The 16,386-nt window shown below is 71.6% G+C and carries 18 protein-coding genes; 14 read left to right on the forward strand and 4 right to left on the reverse strand.

Translation table 11 applies throughout. The annotated features are described in order from the left end of the window. Positions 1-49 precede the first annotated feature (49 nt). Complete coding sequence (locus tag JOD65_RS11750) at positions 50-1,696, forward strand: DUF3352 domain-containing protein (protein ID WP_191196922.1); 1,647 nt, start codon at positions 50-52, stop codon at positions 1,694-1,696. Positions 1,697-1,732: 36 nt separating this feature from the next. Here the strand turns inward: JOD65_RS11750 and ybaK are convergent, their stop codons facing one another. Further along, the gene (gene ybaK, locus JOD65_RS11755; protein ID WP_191196923.1) at positions 1,733-2,224 is read right to left on the reverse strand and encodes a Cys-tRNA(Pro) deacylase; all 492 of its coding nucleotides are present in this window, start codon (positions 2,222-2,224) and stop codon (positions 1,733-1,735) included. 16 nt (positions 2,225-2,240) lie between these two features. Next, complete coding sequence (locus tag JOD65_RS11760; RefSeq protein WP_191196924.1) at positions 2,241-2,906, reverse strand: LON peptidase substrate-binding domain-containing protein; 666 nt, start codon at positions 2,904-2,906, stop codon at positions 2,241-2,243. A gap of 78 nt (positions 2,907-2,984) precedes the next feature. Between JOD65_RS11760 and hisD the strand changes: the two genes are divergently transcribed. Genes hisD through hisH form a run of 4 tightly spaced genes read left to right on the forward strand, consistent with a single transcriptional unit; the run spans position 2,985 to position 6,674 of the window. Further along, positions 2,985-4,307, forward strand: coding sequence for a histidinol dehydrogenase (gene hisD / locus JOD65_RS11765; RefSeq protein ID WP_224748074.1), 1,323 nt, complete (start codon positions 2,985-2,987; stop codon positions 4,305-4,307). Positions 4,308-4,312: 5 nt separating this feature from the next. Next, positions 4,313-5,431: a histidinol-phosphate transaminase gene (locus JOD65_RS11770; RefSeq protein ID WP_191197070.1), complete on the forward strand. Its 1,119-nt coding sequence runs from the start codon at positions 4,313-4,315 to the stop codon at positions 5,429-5,431. Next, positions 5,428-6,036, forward strand: a complete 609-nt coding sequence (gene hisB / locus JOD65_RS11775; RefSeq protein WP_191196925.1) for an imidazoleglycerol-phosphate dehydratase HisB — start codon at positions 5,428-5,430, stop codon at positions 6,034-6,036. The genes JOD65_RS11770 and hisB overlap by 4 nt, the downstream gene beginning before the upstream one ends. Continuing rightward, complete coding sequence (hisH, locus tag JOD65_RS11780) at positions 6,033-6,674, forward strand: imidazole glycerol phosphate synthase subunit HisH (RefSeq protein ID WP_191196926.1); 642 nt, start codon at positions 6,033-6,035, stop codon at positions 6,672-6,674. Before hisB ends, hisH begins: the two co-directional genes overlap by 4 nt. A gap of 6 nt (positions 6,675-6,680) precedes the next feature. Here hisH and JOD65_RS11785 read toward each other — a convergent pair whose 3' ends face one another. Then, positions 6,681-6,995 carry a hypothetical protein gene (locus tag JOD65_RS11785; RefSeq protein WP_191196927.1) on the reverse strand — a complete coding sequence of 105 codons (315 nt, stop codon included), beginning with the start codon at positions 6,993-6,995 and terminating at the stop codon, positions 6,681-6,683. Between the two features lie 480 nt (positions 6,996-7,475). Between JOD65_RS11785 and JOD65_RS11790 the strand changes: the two genes are divergently transcribed. After that, the gene (locus JOD65_RS11790) at positions 7,476-8,108 is read left to right on the forward strand and encodes a hemerythrin domain-containing protein (RefSeq protein WP_191196928.1); all 633 of its coding nucleotides are present in this window, start codon (positions 7,476-7,478) and stop codon (positions 8,106-8,108) included. A gap of 119 nt (positions 8,109-8,227) precedes the next feature. Continuing rightward, positions 8,228-9,943 (forward strand): alkaline phosphatase family protein, encoded by a 1,716-nt coding sequence (locus JOD65_RS11795; RefSeq protein ID WP_191196929.1) that lies wholly within the window; start codon positions 8,228-8,230, stop codon positions 9,941-9,943. Positions 9,944-9,972: 29 nt separating this feature from the next. Here the strand turns inward: JOD65_RS11795 and JOD65_RS11800 are convergent, their stop codons facing one another. Then, positions 9,973-10,494, reverse strand: a complete 522-nt coding sequence (locus JOD65_RS11800; protein ID WP_191196930.1) for a polyketide cyclase — start codon at positions 10,492-10,494, stop codon at positions 9,973-9,975. 85 nt (positions 10,495-10,579) lie between these two features. Between JOD65_RS11800 and JOD65_RS11805 the strand changes: the two genes are divergently transcribed. The 7 genes from JOD65_RS11805 to JOD65_RS11835 all read left to right on the forward strand — a co-directional run bounded on the left by JOD65_RS11805 (position 10,580) and on the right by JOD65_RS11835 (position 16,379). Next, positions 10,580-11,302 carry a sulfotransferase family protein gene (locus JOD65_RS11805; protein ID WP_204811123.1) on the forward strand — a complete coding sequence of 241 codons (723 nt, stop codon included), beginning with the start codon at positions 10,580-10,582 and terminating at the stop codon, positions 11,300-11,302. Positions 11,303-11,449: 147 nt separating this feature from the next. Further along, the gene (locus tag JOD65_RS11810) at positions 11,450-12,838 is read left to right on the forward strand and encodes an HNH endonuclease signature motif containing protein (protein WP_191196931.1); all 1,389 of its coding nucleotides are present in this window, start codon (positions 11,450-11,452) and stop codon (positions 12,836-12,838) included. A 133-nt stretch (positions 12,839-12,971) separates the two neighbouring features. Then, positions 12,972-13,394, forward strand: a complete 423-nt coding sequence (locus JOD65_RS11815; protein ID WP_191196932.1) for a hypothetical protein — start codon at positions 12,972-12,974, stop codon at positions 13,392-13,394. 65 nt (positions 13,395-13,459) lie between these two features. Next, entirely contained in the window at positions 13,460-14,209 is a 750-nt protein-coding gene (gene priA, locus JOD65_RS11820; RefSeq protein ID WP_191196933.1) for a bifunctional 1-(5-phosphoribosyl)-5-((5-phosphoribosylamino)methylideneamino)imidazole-4-carboxamide isomerase/phosphoribosylanthranilate isomerase PriA, read from the forward strand. Positions 14,210-14,211: 2 nt separating this feature from the next. After that, positions 14,212-14,667 carry an NUDIX domain-containing protein gene (locus tag JOD65_RS11825; protein ID WP_204811498.1) on the forward strand — a complete coding sequence of 152 codons (456 nt, stop codon included), beginning with the start codon at positions 14,212-14,214 and terminating at the stop codon, positions 14,665-14,667. After that, positions 14,664-15,425 carry an imidazole glycerol phosphate synthase subunit HisF gene (gene hisF / locus JOD65_RS11830; protein ID WP_191196935.1) on the forward strand — a complete coding sequence of 254 codons (762 nt, stop codon included), beginning with the start codon at positions 14,664-14,666 and terminating at the stop codon, positions 15,423-15,425. Before JOD65_RS11825 ends, hisF begins: the two co-directional genes overlap by 4 nt. A 27-nt stretch (positions 15,426-15,452) precedes the next feature. Beyond that, on the forward strand, positions 15,453-16,379 hold the full coding sequence (locus tag JOD65_RS11835; protein WP_191196936.1) for an ABC transporter substrate-binding protein: 927 nt from the start codon (positions 15,453-15,455) through the stop codon (positions 16,377-16,379). Positions 16,380-16,386: the final 7 nt, after the last annotated feature.

Here is a 16,386-nt window from a genome sequence, read left to right on the forward strand (position 1 = left end):
GGGCAGTCCCGGCGCCGCCGGGACCCGTGCAACGGGGGAGCAGAGCGAGATGAGCATGACATCGGGCGGTCCGGCCGACGGGCCTGAGTACCTCGACGGATCGCGGCCGGCGCAGACGCCGCCCGACAACGACAACAAGAAGCGGCTGATCGCGGTGGGGGCGATCGTCGCCGGCGGTGCGGTCGTCGCGGGTGGCGCCTGGGCGGCCACCAGCTTCTTCTCCACGGGCGCGCAGCCGGCGGAGGCGCTGCCCGCCTCGACCGTCGCCTACTTCAGCGTCGACCTCGACCCGAGCGGCGGCCAGAAGATCGAGGCCATCAAGACGTTGCGCAAGTTCCCCGGGTTCACCGACAAGGTCGACCTGCAGACCGACGACGACCTGCGCGAGCGATTCTTCGAGGAGGTCACCTCCTCCGGCGAGTGCGAGGGCCTCGACTACGACGCCGACGTCAAGCCGTGGCTCGGCTCGCGCGCGGCGATGGCCGTGGTCGACCTCGGCGAGGACGAGCCGACCCCGGTCGGGGTCGTGCAGACCACCGACTCCGGCAAGGCCGAGGACGGCCTGTCCGCGCTGGTCGACGCGTGCGGGGGCGGCGAGGGCGCTGAGGGTGACGTCGGCGGTTGGGTGGTCGACGGCGACTGGATCGTCGTGGCGGAGACCCAGGAGATCGCCCAGAAGGTCGTCGACGCGGCTGACGGCTCGACGCTCGCGGGCAACGCCTCCTTCGAGGAGTGGACCGGCGAGGCGGGCGGCGACGGCTTCATGACGATGTACGTCGGCAAGGGCGTCACCAAGTACCTCGACGAGCTCGGCGGCATGGGCGGCATGGGGATGATGGGCATGCCCGGTGCCGCGCTGGGTGAGGACGGCACGCCGTCGGACTCCGAGGAGGTCCCCGAGGAGCTCCAGCAGATGATCGACGACTTCGACGGCATGGCGGCGACCGTCCGCTTCGACGACGGCGCGGTCGAGATCGAGTACGCCATGTCCAACTACCAGCCCGACCTGACCAAGTTCATCGACAGCCAGAACGGCGCCGACATGGTCGCCGGCCTGCCGGACGACACCGTCGCGGCCTTCGGCATGTCCCTCGAGGAGGGGTGGGCCGGCGCGATGCTCGACTACTTCAAGCGCAACCTGCCCGACGAGAGCGCGGCGATCGACGAGCAGCTCGCGCAGTTCGAGTCCGAGACCGGCCTCGCCTTCCCCGAGGACGTCGAGACCCTCCTCGGCGAGGGCGTCACCGTCTCGCTGGGCAGCGGCCTCGATCCCGACGCCGTGGCCAACGGCGGCCCGGGTGAGGTCCCGGTGGGCATCCGGATCGACGGCGACGCCGACGAGATCCAGGCCGTGCTCGACAAGATCGCCGCACAGGCAGGGCCTGAGATGGCCGAGTTCATGCAGGTGACCGAGGGCGACGGCTACGCCGTCCTGGCGCTGCAGGAGGGCTACCGCGGCGAGCTCGAGGGCGGGGGCAGCCTCGGCGACAGCGCCGCCTACTCGGAGGTCGTGGAGTCCGACGAGGCCCAGTCCGTGATGTTCGTCAACTTCAACGCCGACGACGACTGGCTGGTCCGCCTGACCGGCGACTCGCCCGAGGTCAGCAAGAACCTCGAGCCGCTGTCGGCGTTCGGAGTCAGCGGCTGGGTTGACGACGACGTGCTCCACGGACTCCTGAAGCTCACCACCGACTGACTGGTCCGCGCCCCTGGGGGCGGAGTCTGACCGGCCTCAGCGGCCGATGGTGGCGGTCACCGCTTCGGTGGCCGCCACCAGGTCCGTCGGAGCGAGCTCGAGGTCGAAGCCGCGCCGTCCACCCGAGACCAGGATCGTGTCGTGCTCGAGCGCGGAGGCGTCGAGCACCGTGCGATGCCGTCGCTTCTGACCGACCGGCGAGATGCCGCCGGCGACGTAGCCGGTGGCGCGCTCAGCGGCCGCGACCTCCGCCATCACGGCCTTGCTGCCACCGAGCGCGCGCGCCAGCGCCTTCAGGTCGAGCTGACCCGTCACCGGGACGATCCCGACGACGAGCGAGCCGTCCAGGGACGCCAGCAGCGTCTTGAAGACCCGGGCGGGGTCGACGTCGAGCGCCTCGGCCGCCTCGAGCCCGTAGGACGTCGCCCGCGGGTCGTGCTCGTAGGCGCGGACCTCGAAGGCGATGCCCGCGGCCGACAGCGCGACCGTGGCCGGCGTACCCCCGGCGCCGCGCGCCTTCTTCGCCATCAGCGGGTCCCGGGGGTCAGTTGGGGGACCAGGCGGTGCGGGCCACCTGGGTGGCCGGCAACGACGGGATGACGTTGATCGCCCGGAGCTCCTCGGTCAGCATCCGGGTCACGAGCGTGAGCCGCTCGGTGGCGTCCTCCGCCTCCAGCAGCGACTGCCGCTCCGCCATGGGCAGCGGGGCGAGGGCGGACAGCGTCCACGCGAGGTAGTCGGGGTCGCGGGGGAGCGTCCCGCTGTAGGGGTCGCCCTGCAGCTCGGTCATCGCCACGCGGAACGCGGTGAAGGTGGCGCGGGCGCGCTCGAGCACCTCGGCCGGCACGTCCACCTCCGGCTCGGGGAGCACGACGGCAAGGCCCTGTGGGTAGTCGCTGCCCCGCTGCATCTCCTCGAGGACCAGGCGCTCGCGGGCGACGGCGACGATGTCGAAGGTCCCGTCGTCGCGCCGGTCGACCTCGGTCAGCTGCAGGACGCAGCCGACGCGGTAGACCGACTGGGCGCCGTGGTCGCCGACCTCGTAGCCCTCGCGGATCGCGACCGTTCCGAAGACCCGCTGGGCCGGGTCGTCCTCCTCGAGGAGGTGACGCACCAGCATCCGGTAGCGGTCCTCGAAGACGTGGAGCGGCACGCTCATGCCCGGGAACACCACGGTGCTCAGCGGGAACATCGGCAGTGGGTCGCTCACACCCACGACACTAGTGGCCGGTGTCCACCCGACGCCCGCGACTTCGGGTCGACCCGCGGAGGAACCTAGAATCGGGGCATGTCCCTGATCCGGCGTATCGACCTGAGGGGCGCCGACGCGGCGTCCGTCGACTACCGCGCGAGCGTGCCTCGCGCCGACTTCGACGTCGAGGCCGCCACGCATCAGGTGCAGCCGATCCTGGACGCGGTCCGGTCACGCGGCGTGGAGGCGATCACCGAGTTCTCCGCCCGCTTCGACGGCGTGCAGGGCGACGACATCGCGGTGCCGCGCGGGGCCCTCACGACCGCGCTCGAGGGGCTCGACCCGGCCGTGAGGGCCGCTCTCGAGGAGTCGATCCGCCGGCTCCGCGCCACCTGTGAGGCCGAGCTCGAGCGCGACGTCACCAGCCAGGTGGCCCCCGGGGCGACCGTCACGCACCGCAAGGTGCCGATCGACCGCGTCGGCCTCTACGTCCCCGGCGGCCTGGCCCCGCTGGTGAGCAGCGTCGTGATGAACGTCGTGCCCGCGCAGGTCGCCGGGGTGCGCTCGATCGCGTTGGCGAGCCCGCCGCAGAAGAACAGCGACGGCCTGCCGGAGCCGACGATCCTCGCTGCCTGTGAGCTGCTCGGCGTCGAGGAGGTCTACGCAGTCGGTGGCGCGCAGGCGATCGCCATGTTCGCCTACGGTGCCGGTCCCTGCGAGCGCGTCGACCTCGTCACCGGTCCCGGCAACATCTACGTCGCGGCCGCGAAGCGGTTGCTCCGCGGCGTCGTCGGCATCGACTCCGAAGCCGGGCCCACCGAGATCGCGATCCTGGCCGACGACAGCGCGGACGCCGCGTTCGTCGCGGCCGACATGGTCAGCCAGGCCGAGCACGACCCGATGGCGGCGTCCGTGCTGGTCACGGACTCGCTCGAGCTCGCCGACGCGGTCGAGGCCGAGCTCGACAAGCAGGTCTTCGCCACCCGTCACACCGAGCGCATCCGCACCGCGCTGGGCGGGCGGCAGTCCGGCATCGTGCTTGTCGACGACATGGACCAGGGCGTCGACGTCGTCGACGCCTACGCCGCCGAGCACCTCGAGGTCGTCACCCGCGATGCCGCCGCCCACGCCGCACGCGTGCGCAACGCCGGTGCGATCTTCGTCGGACCGTGGTCGCCGGTGTCGCTGGGCGACTACTGCGCGGGCTCCAACCACGTGCTGCCGACGGCCGGCTGCGCCTGCCACTCCAGCGGCCTCTCCGTGCGCGCCTTCACGAAGTCGGTGCACGTCATCGACTACTCGCGCGATGCGCTCGCCGAGGTCGCCGACCACGTCGTGACGCTGGCCGGAGCGGAGGACCTGCCGGGCCACGGCCAGGCGGTCAGCGTCCGGTTCGACAGCGACCGGTCCCAGCGGTGAGCGGGCTGTTCCCACCGCTTCGCGACGAGCTGCGGGGGATCGAGCCCTATGGTGCGCCCCAGCTCTCGCTGGAGCAGGCGCCCGTGCAGCTCAACGTCAACGAGAACCCCTACGGCCCTTCGCCCGAGGCGGCCGCCGACATCGCCCGGGCCGTCGGTGCGGCCGCGGTGTCGCTCAACCGCTACCCGGACCGCGAGTTCGTCGAGCTGCGCTCCGCCCTGGCGGCGTACCTCGACACCTCGGGTGGCTCCGGCATCACCCCCGAGATGGTGTGGGCAGCCAACGGGTCCAACGAGGTGATGTTGCAGCTGCTGCAGGCCTTCGGTGGTCCGGGGCGCGTGGCGCTGTCGTTCGCGCCGACGTACTCGATGTATCCCGAGTACGCCCGCGACACGATGACCGAGTGGGTGGCCGGCCACCGGGCCGAGGACTTCTCGCTCGACCTCGACGCCGCGCGGCGGCTGGTGGAGGAGCGCCGCCCGTCGGTCGTGCTCCTGCCCAGCCCCAACAACCCGACCGGGACGGTGCTGCCGCCCCAGGCGGTGACGATGCTGTGCGAGGCGGCCGCGTCCTACGAGCCCGGCGGCATCGTGGTCGTCGACGAGGCCTACGGCGAGTTCCGCCGCGCCGGCACCCCGAGCGCGCTCGAGCTGTTGCCGCAGCACCGCAACCTCGTCGTGACGCGCACCATGAGCAAGGCGTTCGCGCTGGCCGGTGCCCGGCTGGGCTACCTCGCCGCAGATCCCTCGATCTGCGACGCGATCCGGGTCGTACGGCTGCCCTACCACCTCTCGGCCGTCACCCAGGCGACTGCGCTGGCGGCGCTGCGCCACGCCCCCGAGCTGCTCGGCAAGGTCGACGACCTCCGTGCCGAGCGTGACGCGACCGTGGCCTGGCTGCGCGAGCAGGGGCTCGAGGTCGCCGACTCCGACGCCAACTTCGCGCTGTTCGGCAGGTTCGCCGACCGGCACGCCGTCTGGCAGGGTCTGGTCGACCGGGGCGTGCTGATCCGCGAGACCGGCCCCGACGGATGGCTGCGCGTGTCGATCGGCACGGCCGAGGAGATGGCAGCCTTCAAGAAGGCCCTGCTGGACACAATCGAGACAACGAAGGAGCCGGCATGAGCCGCACCGCGAAGATCGAGCGCACCACCAAGGAGTCCGGCGTCCTCGTCGAGGTCGACCTCGACGGCACCGGTCGCTCCGACGTGTCGACCGGCGTGGGGTTCTACGACCACATGCTCGACGCCTTCGCCCGCCACTCCCTGGTCGACCTGGTCGTCCAGACCACCGGCGACACCCACATCGACGCCCACCACTCGGTCGAGGACACCGCGATCGTGCTCGGCCAGGCGCTCCGCGAGGCCCTCGGCGACAAGGCTTGCATCCGGCGCTTCGGCGACGCCACCGTGCCGCTCGACGAGGCCCTCGTCCAGGCCGTCGTGGACGTCTCGGGCCGTCCCTACTGCGTGCACACCGGTGAGCCGGAGGGCCAGGAGTACGTCGCCATCGGCGGCACCGGCGCCACCTACATGGGCTCCCTGACCCGCCACGTCTTCGAGACGATCTCCTTCCACGCCCACCTCGCACTCCACGTGCGGGTGCTCGGCGGCCGCGACCCGCACCACGTGGTCGAGGCGCAGTTCAAGGCCTTCGCCCGCGCCTTCCGCGACGCCGTGGCGATCGACCCGCGCGAGACCGGCGTACCGTCCACGAAGGGCAGCCTGTGACGGTTCCTGACGTCGTCGTCCTCGACTACGGGTCGGGCAACCTCCGCTCGGTCGTGCGCGCCGTCGAGCGCGCCGGCGCCACGGTCACCCTGACGAGCGACTTCGACACCGCGCTCGCCGCCGACGGCCTCGTGGTGCCCGGCGTCGGGGCGTACGCGGCCTGCATGGCCGGCCTGCGCGAGATCAAGGGCGAGCGGATCATCGGCCGGCGGCTGTCCGGCGGTCGCCCGGTGCTCGGCATCTGCGTCGGGATGCAGATCCTGTTCGCGGGCGGGGTCGAGCACGGCGTCGAGACCGACGGCTGCGACGAGTGGCCCGGTCTGGTCACCCGGCTCGAGGCCGACGTGGTGCCGCACATGGGCTGGAACACGGTCGAGGCCCCCGAGGGAACGCAGCTCTTCGCCGGCGTCGAGGACGAGCGGTTCTACTTCGTGCACTCCTACGCCGCGCGCTCCTGGGACCTCGTCACCAACGAGCGCACGGCGGCTCCGCTGGTGACCTGGGCCGAGCACGGGGGAGACCGGTTCGTGGCCGCTGTCGAGAACGGGCCGCTGTCCGCGACCCAGTTCCACCCGGAGAAGTCCGGGGACGCCGGCGCCGCGCTGTTGCGCAACTGGGTGGCGACGCTGTCCGCCTGAAGTCCTTCAGTCGCGGCGCACGCGCGGTCCGAAGGGACCGGAGTAGGCCGCCGCACCCGGGTCCGTGTGCGACCACACGTCCCATCGGTAGCGCTCACCCACGGTCCGGAACGTGCGCACGCCGGCCCTGACCCAGCGGGGACCACGCAGGCACGAGCGGGGAAGGACCACCGAGACGTAGTCCTGCGTCGGTGATCGCGTCACGACCACGTCGCACGGGACGTGGAGCTGCAGGGTGGCGTAGCCACCACACTCGTCGAAGGACTCCGGGGGAGGGGCCGCCTGCAGCAGCGAGGTCTCGACCGTCCGCGCTTGCGCCACTTCATCATCGAGATCTCGTAGGCGCGGCGGTCGGTCTGCAGGTCGAACGACATCTGGCGGTCGCCCCAGGCGGTGAGGTCCCGGACGCGCGCGCGCACCTCGACGGTGCCCTGTTCGTGCCGCACCGACAGGCCGACGATGTCGGTCGCCGCATCCTGGGGCGCCACCGACTCCGTCACCGTCCCGCACGGTGGTGGCTCGGGAGAGATCGCGACCTGGCCCACGTCGCCCGACCGGTCGCCGCCCCACCAGCGCTCCGCGGAGGCAGAAGCATCTGTCGCGCCGACGATGGCCGCCGTGAGCAGGCAAGCCACCAGTGCACGTCCGAGTCGTCGAGCCATCGTGTCCATCCCCCTGGTTGGTGGCTCGGATTGTGTCCGGACCCGACAGGCGGTGTCACGTGAATGGGCGAGACCCTGTGCACAGAAGTCAGTGAGAATGGGGTCGCCCACGAGTCTGTCGCGGCGTTAGCGTCCGGGAATGACCGAGCAGCTCAGCATGAACCAGATCATTCACGCGGCGGTGCGCCGCGACGTGACCCGGACCGAGCAGGCGCTGCGCACGCTGCCCGACGGCGACACGGCGCGAGCCCGCGAGATCCGGACGGCCTGGCGCAACCTGGTCCGTGAGCTGACCCACCACCACGAGGCCGAGGACGAGCACGTGTGGCCGTTCCTCCAGTCGCGCGGCGTCGACCTCACGCTCCTCGAGCAGATGGAGGCCGAGCACGTGGCGATGAAGCAGGCGCTGACATCGGTCTCGACCAGCCTCGACGCCGTCGTCGGTGCACCGTCCTCGATCAACGCAGCGGCTGCGGCCGACGAGGTCGCGCGAGCCCGCGAGGTGATCAACGGTCACCTCGACCACGAGGAACGCGACGTCGAGGGCCCGATGGGCGCGTTGCGCGACGACGAGGAGTTCAAGGCAATGACCAAGAAGCTCCGCCCGGCCAGCCCCGTCGACGCGGCCAACTCCCTGGCCTGGATGCAGGACGGCGCGGGGGAGCGGGAGCGGTCGGCGCTGCGCGCGAACATCCCGGGGCCCGTGATCACGATCCTCACCCTGCTCGTCGCGCGCCGCTACCGTCGCGAGGTCGCTCCCGTCTGGCGCTGATCCGCGTCCCCCGACGGAGGCGCGGACCTACCCATCCCGGGGGATTGCCGGGGGTCCGGGCCCGGTCTACGTTCGGCTCACGGACCGCGGCAACGCCGCCGCGCCGGGAGGGAGTCGTGATGGCTCAGCACCGTGCCCGCCTGCTCGCCGTCGTCGCCGCCTCGGCGGTCGCGCTCACCGTCGTCGGGACCCAGTCGGGTGCCCAGGCCGGGGGGCGCGGAGGGCACGGGCCGAGACCGCCCGACCGGCCGACGAAGGTCGTGGTCATCGTCGTCGACGCGCTCAGCAAGGAGATCGTCGAGACGTACGGCATGCGCAACGTGCAGGCGCTGATGAAGGACGGCGTCGACACGCCCAAGGGCTACCTGGGCCACACCGGGTCGGTCACGGTCGTCACTCACAACGTGGTCACGACGGGTGCGTCGCCCAAGCACATGGGCTGGACCAACGAGGGCTACCGCGACGTCGCCGGCTTGCTCGGCGCCCCCGGTGGCCTCTACATCACCAGCAACTTCGGCCGTGACCAGATGGCGCCGCTGCAGCAGGCGGCCGGCTACCCGCACCTGTCCGACTACCTCGACGACACCGGAAAGGTGTTCACCGTGAGCCCCAAGGGGTACGCCGCGTGGGGCCTCAGCGGTCCCGGGTCGGCGAACACCTCGACGATCACGTTCGGCAGCAAGACGTGCCCCGTCCCGGGGAGCAACCCTCCGGTGACCACCCGCCACCGCGCCCCGACGGGCTGGAACGTGCCGTCGTACTTCTCGGCGGACTGCGGCTCGCGATGGGTGGTGGCCCGCGACACGGGGTACGACACGCTCCAGTACCCGGCGCAGCTCTACCCCGCCACCGACAACCGCTACGTGGTCGGCAACGACCCGGCACACCAGGGCGGCGACATCTGGGCCACCGACGCCGTCCTCGAGATCATGGGCCAGGAGGGCGACGGCTGGAGCGGCATCTTCGTCAGCCTCCCCGGCGTCGACAAGGCCGCGCACATGTGGGGCGGCGTCAACGACCCGGAGGGCGCGACGCCGGGCTACGACCCGATGACGCACATGGAGTTCGCCACCGAGACCGCGGACGCCCAGGTCGGCCGGATCATGCAGGCGCTCGAGGACAGTGGCCAGCTCGACGACACGCTTGTCGTCCTCACTGCCGACCACGGTTCCGTCGCGGCCGCTGAAGGCCACTTCCACGGCGACTTCAAGCCGCGCAACGATTACGGCTTCGTCAACTGGTACTACGGCGACGCGCTGAACGACGACCCGTACCTCGAACCGCAGGCGGCCCTGCTGCCCTTGATCGACGGCACCGACGACGGCACCGGGGCGACCAATGTCGGCCTCTCCTACAGCGACTCCTCGCTCAACGTGTGGTTGAAGAACCAGTCCCCGGAGAAGGTCGCCGAGGCGGCGGCCATCATGGAGGACCTGGCCGACGTGACCGCGGTGTGGCAGCGCAACGGCGACCACTTCGATCTGGTGACCCCCGTGCGCTGGGACCGGATGCACGGCGCCGAGAAGCGGTGGTTTGCCACGAAGGCGCAGGAGCTCGTCGACACGCAGGCCGCCGAATACGGCCCCGACCTGATCGCGACGCTGCCCGACAACACGACGTACTCCGTCCTCGGCGACCACGGCGGCATCCAGCGCGCGTCGCAGCAGATCCCGATCGTCTTCGCCGGCGCCAACACGTCGCACAAGGACCTGCGCGCGGAGGTGAGGTCGGTCGACATCATGCCGACGATCCTGCGGGCGCTCGGGATCGCGCCGACAGTCGCGCCGGACGGCATCGCCTACGAGCTGCCGACCCTGAAGCGCGGCCGACACTAACCGTCCCCGGAGGTGCTGCTTGCTCGCCGCTATCGCGGCGAGGTCGGTCCCGTCCGACGTTGATCCGCCTCGGCGAGCGCCTTGAGAGTGAGCAGCTGCTTGCGCGCCATCACCAGGTCGCCGACCGAGAGGGCCGGAGCCAGCCACCTGCTGGTGCAGGCCACCACCTTGAGCACGAGGCGTACGTCGCTCTCCCGCGACAGGACGGCGTACGACATGTGGGCGCCCATGATCGTCGCGGTGAGCTCGCGGCCGGGTTCGACCGCCACCACCCGCCCCTGATCGCGGCCGAGCGCGCGGGTGAACGGGTCACCGACCTGCGGCTCCGGTACGTCGCGGAGGTCGCGCGGTGAGCGCCGGCCGAGGTTGTCGACGAGGTCGTAGGAGTAGGGCGCCAGACGCACCTGCCGGACGCGGGCCCACACGGTGGCGGCCTCGGCCCGGACGGTGACCCCGCGCCACGCCTGCAGCGTCGGCGCTATGACGAAGGAGTCGCACCCGTAGGTGCGGCGTACCTCGGCATCCGTGACACCCCACCGGTCGCCGATCATGTGCCCACGCTAGCGATGGTCTGGTCCGCGGTGGCGCCGCGAGCGCCCGGATCGGAGACTGGACCCGCGTGGAGGGGGAGGTCGGATGCTGCAGGTGATCGGGGCCGGGTTCGGCCGGACCGGGACGGCCTCGACGAAGGCAGCGATCGAGATGCTCCTGCGGCGACCGTGCTACCACATGTTCGAGGCGCTCTCGCACCTCGAGCACCAGCCTGCCTGGCTCGCGGCTGCGAGCGGTGACCCCGCCACGCTCCGCGGAGTCCTCGACGGCTACGGGGCCACCGTCGACTGGCCGGGCTGCTCGCTGTGGCGAGAGCTCCTGGCGCTCTACCCGGACGCGAAGGTGCTCCTGACCGTGCGCCCGGCCGACCGTTGGTGGGAGTCCTACGCGGAGACGATCCACGAGCTCATGCTCATGGAGATCCCCGACCCGGCGGAGGTCGGTCAGGAGCTCGTCGACCTGTCGGTCTTCGGCCACGTGCTCACCACGCGCTCCTTCGGCTCGCCCTACGAGGAGCAGTCGCCGGACGACCTGGTCGCCGCCTACGAGCAGCACAACGCCGCCGTACGCGCTGGGGTGCCGGGGGACCGGTTGCTGGAGTACGACGTCACGCAGGGCTGGGAACCCCTCTGCGACTTCCTCGGGCTGCCGGTCCCCGACGTCCCGATGCCGCGCACCAACGACCGCCAGGCCTTTCGCGAGCTGTTCGGGCTCGAAGGCCCGTCTCGGGAGGTCGATCACCCCTACACCCAGGAGCAGATCGAGGGCCACTTCCGTGCTGCCGCGGGCGACGCGTCCGCTGGCTGAGGACGGACGGCCACCGCCGGTCGAGGATGGATGCGATCGGTGGTTGAGGAGGCACGAAGTCCCGTCCACGAGACCGATCGAGAATGGGTGGCCAGGAACCGTCCACAGGCATGGCCGCTGTCGGTGGCCGCCGGTAGAATCGAACACATGATCGAGGCGCTGGCAGGACCGGAAGCAGGTGGGGTCGAGGACCTCACCGCTCGCGACCTGCTCGCGCTCGCGCGGGACCGGAAGGCGGCCGAGGACCGGGCAGCCGCCGACCTCCTCGTCGTGGCAGCTCGGTGGGCAGACCTGCACCCGCCGGAGTCGATCCACTCGGCCGCGACCTTCACGGTGCCCGGCTGTGAGCACGAGGAGCCCATCGCCGGTCAGGGCGCGCCGCTGGTCGCGGAGTTCTGCCTCGCCGAGCTCGGTGCGGTCCTCGGGGTCTCGACGACTGCGGCGAAGAAGCTGGTCGGTCATGCCCTCGAGCTGCGCCACCGGCTGCCGCGGTTGTGGGGTCAGGTCCAGGCCGGGCGGGTGGCGGCGTGGCGGGCCCGTTCGGTCGCGGAGGTCACCATCCACGCCACCCCGGCCCTCACCCGTGAAGCCGCGGCGTTCGTGGATGCCCAGGTCGCCGCCGTCGCCGGTCGCGTCGGGCCTGCGCAGCTGGACCGCCTCGTCGCGGAGACGATCACGCGCTTCCACCTCGCCGACGTGGACCCGGCTGCGGATCCGGAGGACGGCTACCTCCATGTCGACCCGCGCCACGCGACGATCCATGACGACGACGTGCACTACGCCGGCACGATGCGCCTCGAGGCCGAGCTCGACATCGCCGACGCCCTCGACCTCGACCGCGCACTTGCCCACGGCGCGGCCAGCCTGAAGGCCCTCGGGTCCGACATGTCGCTGGGCGCGCGCCGTTCTGCTGCCCTCGGTGACCTGGCTCGCACCCAGACCGCGCTCGACCTCGCCGGAGCGGGAGCGGACCCGCAGGACCTGCCCGCCGCGCGCGAGGTCGTGCTGCACGCCCACTTCGACGCCCACTTCGACGACCTGGCGACCGTGTTCGGGCAGACGGGACGCATGGAGGAGGGCCGGCGGCTGGTGCTCCTCGACCAGCTCCGGTCATGGTGTGCCGACTCCCGGACCAAGGTCACCGTCAAGCCCGTCATCGACCTCAACGCCGACCTCTCGACCCCGGCGTACGAGGTGCCCGACCGGATCCGCGAGCAGGTCATCCTCCGCGACAGGACGTGCGTCTTCCCCTGGTGCACCCGACCGGCCCGGGGATGCGACGTCGACCACGTCGACGAGTACGACCATGCCGCAGAGGCGGAAGGCCGGCCACAACCCGGCCCAACCCGGACGGCCAACCTCGCCGCCCTTTGTCGGTTCCACCACCGGCTGAAGACCCACACCGCCTGGCGCTACCAGATGACCGCGACCGGGGTGTTCGAGTGGACCTCCCCGCACGGCCACCACTACCGCCGCGACCGCCACGGCACCAGCCCGATCGACCCGCCCGACATCGCGCACCCTCGCCGACCATGACCCCGCCCCGCACCCCGCCACCGACCAGGTGACGGGGTGACAGCCATGCCCGGCTGGTGATCCTGCCCCCTCCAAACGTCGCGTTCTGACCGTTTTCGGCCCATGGGCGCCAGCACCCGCCTACGGTGCCGTCGTGCCCAAGACCCGGACGATGCCCGACGCTGAGCTGACCTGCCCACTGTGCGGTGCGGCTGTCCCCGTCGCTGCGGCGGCGTGCCGTGGTTGCCACCTGCCGATCGCGGACGTGCGACGTCACACGGTCAGTGCGTCCAGGACAGGGCGCTCGTGGACCCGCGCGGTGGGCATCCGTGTCGTCGGCGTTGCGCTCTACGCCGGCATCGTCGCCTGGTGCCTGTGGCAGCTGCCGGCGACGCTTCCGTTCGTCGCGCCCGCCGCCGTGGCCGGACTGGTGCTCCACGGCGTGAGGGCGCGCCCGTGGTGGGGGCTGCTGGCCTTCGCCGCGCTCGTCGTCGTCCTGCCGTTCCTGCTGGCACCCGCTCTCGGTACGGGCGCGTTCTCCGACCTCGCGGACTGGATCGACGACCCGCAGTGGTGAGCCGGCGCGTCTCGCCGGGCCACCACCCGGTGGGGACGGGGAGCGGTCGCTCCTAGGATCGACCCATGCCCAGCACCCCCGAGCAGCCCTACCTCGAGCTCCTACCTGCCGTGGACATCAAGGGCGGCCAGGCCGTCCAGCTGGTGCAGGGGGTGGACGGATCCGAGAAGCGGTTCGGTGACCCGGTCGAGGCGGCGCTGCGCTGGCAGGAGGCCGGTGCGGAGTGGATCCACCTCGTCGACCTCGACGCCGCCTTCGGCCACGGGCACAACCGCGAGCTCCAGGCCCGGATCGTCGGGACCCTCGACATCCAGGTCGAGATGAGCGGCGGCATCCGCGACGACGAGTCGCTGGAGGCCGCGATGGCGGCGGGGTGCCGGCGGGTCAACATCGGCACCGCCGCGCTCGAGCAGCCCGAGTGGTGCGCCCGCGCCATCGCGACGTACGGCGACCGGGTCGCGGTCGGGCTCGACGTGCGTGGCACGACGCTGGCCGCGCGGGGCTGGACCCGCGACGGCGGCGACCTCTACGAGACCCTCGCCCGCCTCGACTCCGAGGGGTGCGCCCGCTACGTCGTCACCGACGTCAACAAGGACGGCATGCTGCAGGGCCCCAACCTCCAGCTGCTGCGCGACGTCTGCGCCGCCACCGACAAGCCGGTCGTGGCCAGCGGCGGCGTCACCACTCTCGACGACATCCGCGCGCTCATGACCCTCGTCGACGAGGGCGTCGAGGGTGCCATCGCCGGCACCGCGCTCTACGAGGGCCGCTTCACCCTCGAGGACGCCCTGGCGTTGACGAAGCCGGTGCCGTGAGCATGGAGTTCACCGACTACCACACCCGGCTCGCCGCCTACGTGCTCCTCGTCGACGAGGTCGAGGGGCAGGAGTGCGTTCTGCTCGCGTGGTGGAACGGCGAAGGGCACAGCGACCCGGCCTGGTCCCTGCCCGGCGGCGGGATCGAGTTCGACGAGTCGATCCGGGACGGGCTGGTCCGCGAGGTCTTCGAGGAGACCGGCTACCACGTCGAGCCCGGTGGGCTCCTCGCCGAGGACTTCTTCACCGGACAGGGGCGCACCTTCGACGGGTTGTTCCGCTCGCAGCGGTTCGTCTTCGAGGCGACGATCACCGGCGGCGAGCTCGGGACGACCGAGGTCGACGGGTCGACCGACCACGCAGCGTGGGTCCCACTCGCTGAGCTCGACGCCCAGTCCCGCGTGGGCATCGTCGACGTCGCTCTGTCGGCCCGCGCACAGCAGGAGCAGCAGCGATGAGCCTCGCGATCCGTGTCATCCCGTGCCTCGACGTCGACGGCGGGCGGGTGGTGAAGGGCGTCAACTTCACCGAGCTGCGTGACGCCGGCGACCCCGTCGAGCTCGCCCGGTTGTACGACGCCGAGGGTGCCGACGAGCTGACGTTCCTCGACATCTCCGCCTCCCACCAGGGCCGCGCCACCACGATGGAGGTGGTCAGCCGCTGCGCGGAGGAGGTCTTCATCCCGCTCACCGTGGGCGGCGGCGTCGGCAGCGTCCAGGACGTCGACCGGCTCCTGCGCGCGGGTGCCGACAAGGTGGCGGTCAACACCGCCGCGATCCACCGGCCCGAGCTGGTCGCGGAGATCGCCGACCGCTTCGGCAACCAGGTGCTCGTGCTGAGCGTGGACGCGCGACGCGCGGCCGGCACGCAGAGCGGCTTCGAGGTCACCACGCACGGCGGTCGGAAGAGCGCAGGGCTCGACGCGATCGAGTGGGCCGTGCGCGCCGCCGAGCTCGGGGCGGGCGAGATCCTGCTCAACGCGATGGACGCAGACGGCACGACCGACGGCTTCGACCTCGAGCTCATCCGCGCCGTACGCCGCGAGGTGGGTATCCCGGTCATCGCCAGCGGGGGAGCGGGTGCGGTCGAGCACTTCCCACCCGCGGTCGAGGCCGGTGCCGACGCGGTGCTGGCGGCCACGGTCTTCCACTTCGGGACGCTCACCATCGCAGAGGTCAAGACCGGTCTGTCCACAGCCGGCCATCCGGTCCGCTGACGGCGGGCGCAGTCGTAGGATTCGGCCATGCTGAAGACCTCCCGGCGCGCAGCCCAGCGCCACCTCGCCGTCGTCACCCTCGTGTCCGCTGCGATCGCGCTCTCCGCGTGCGCCCCGACCGACGAGGCCGACAGCGGCAGCGACTCCGGTTCGGAGACCTCGGAGACCTCGGAGAGCTCGGAGTCCGAGGCGCCCGCCGCCGACGAGTGCACGCCCGACGCGATGGAGACGGTCGCCGACGGCACCCTGACCATCGCGACCGACGACCCCGCCTACGAGCCGTGGTTCGTCGACAACGACCCGACCAACGGTGAGGGCTACGAGTCCGCCGTGGCGTACGCCATCGCCGAGCAGCTCGGCTACACCCAGGACCAGGTCGCCTGGGTGAAGGTCCCGTTCAACAAGGTCGTCCAGCCCGGCCCCAAGGACTTCGACTTCGACGTCAACCAGGTGTCCATCACCGAGGCCCGCCGCAAGGCCGTGGACTTCTCCTCCGGCTACTACGACGTCGTGCAGACCGTCATCACCAACAAGGGCAGCGCGATCGACGGCACCACCAGCCTCGCCGACCTCGCGGACGCCAAGCTCGGCGCGCAGGTCGGCACGACCAGCTACACCGCGATCACCGACCAGATCCAGCCCTCGCAGGACCCGGCCGTCTTCGACACCAACGACCAGGCGGTCCAGGCGCTCAAGAACGGCCAGATCGACGGCATCGTCGTCGACCTCCCCACCGCCTACTTCATGACCGCCGTGCAGCTCGACGACGGCGTGATCGTCGGCCAGCTCCCGCTCCCCGACGGCGAGCCGGAGCAGTTCGGCGCCGTCCTGGCCAAGGACAGCCCGCTGACCGACTGCGTCTCGTCGGCCGTCGACACGCTGCGCGAGGACGGCGTCCTCGACCAGATCGGCCAGGAGTGGCTGGCCCAGCAGGGCGCTCCCGAGCTGTCCTGAGGCCGAC

This window comes from Nocardioides cavernae (assembly GCF_016907475.1).
Lineage (GTDB): Bacteria > Actinomycetota > Actinomycetes > Propionibacteriales > Nocardioidaceae > Nocardioides > Nocardioides cavernae.

Bases quoted from the DNA above. Each gene is read 5' to 3' on its own strand.
- JOD65_RS11750 (WP_191196922.1), top strand. From the start codon at position 50: ATGAGCATGACATCGGGCGGTCCGGCCGACGGGCCTGAGTACCTCGAC.
- ybaK (WP_191196923.1), bottom strand. From the start codon at position 2,224: ATGGCGAAGAAGGCGCGCGGCGCCGGGGGTACGCCGGCCACGGTCGCG.
- hisD (WP_224748074.1), top strand. From the start codon at position 2,985: ATGTCCCTGATCCGGCGTATCGACCTGAGGGGCGCCGACGCGGCGTCC.
- hisB (WP_191196925.1), top strand. From the start codon at position 5,428: ATGAGCCGCACCGCGAAGATCGAGCGCACCACCAAGGAGTCCGGCGTC.
- JOD65_RS11790 (WP_191196928.1), top strand. From the start codon at position 7,476: ATGACCGAGCAGCTCAGCATGAACCAGATCATTCACGCGGCGGTGCGC.
- JOD65_RS11795 (WP_191196929.1), top strand. From the start codon at position 8,228: ATGGCTCAGCACCGTGCCCGCCTGCTCGCCGTCGTCGCCGCCTCGGCG.
- JOD65_RS11800 (WP_191196930.1), bottom strand. From the start codon at position 10,494: ATGATCGGCGACCGGTGGGGTGTCACGGATGCCGAGGTACGCCGCACC.
- JOD65_RS11805 (WP_204811123.1), top strand. From the start codon at position 10,580: ATGCTGCAGGTGATCGGGGCCGGGTTCGGCCGGACCGGGACGGCCTCG.
- JOD65_RS11810 (WP_191196931.1), top strand. From the start codon at position 11,450: ATGATCGAGGCGCTGGCAGGACCGGAAGCAGGTGGGGTCGAGGACCTC.
- priA (WP_191196933.1), top strand. From the start codon at position 13,460: ATGCCCAGCACCCCCGAGCAGCCCTACCTCGAGCTCCTACCTGCCGTG.
- JOD65_RS11825 (WP_204811498.1), top strand. From the start codon at position 14,212: ATGGAGTTCACCGACTACCACACCCGGCTCGCCGCCTACGTGCTCCTC.
- hisF (WP_191196935.1), top strand. From the start codon at position 14,664: ATGAGCCTCGCGATCCGTGTCATCCCGTGCCTCGACGTCGACGGCGGG.
- JOD65_RS11835 (WP_191196936.1), top strand. From the start codon at position 15,453: ATGCTGAAGACCTCCCGGCGCGCAGCCCAGCGCCACCTCGCCGTCGTC.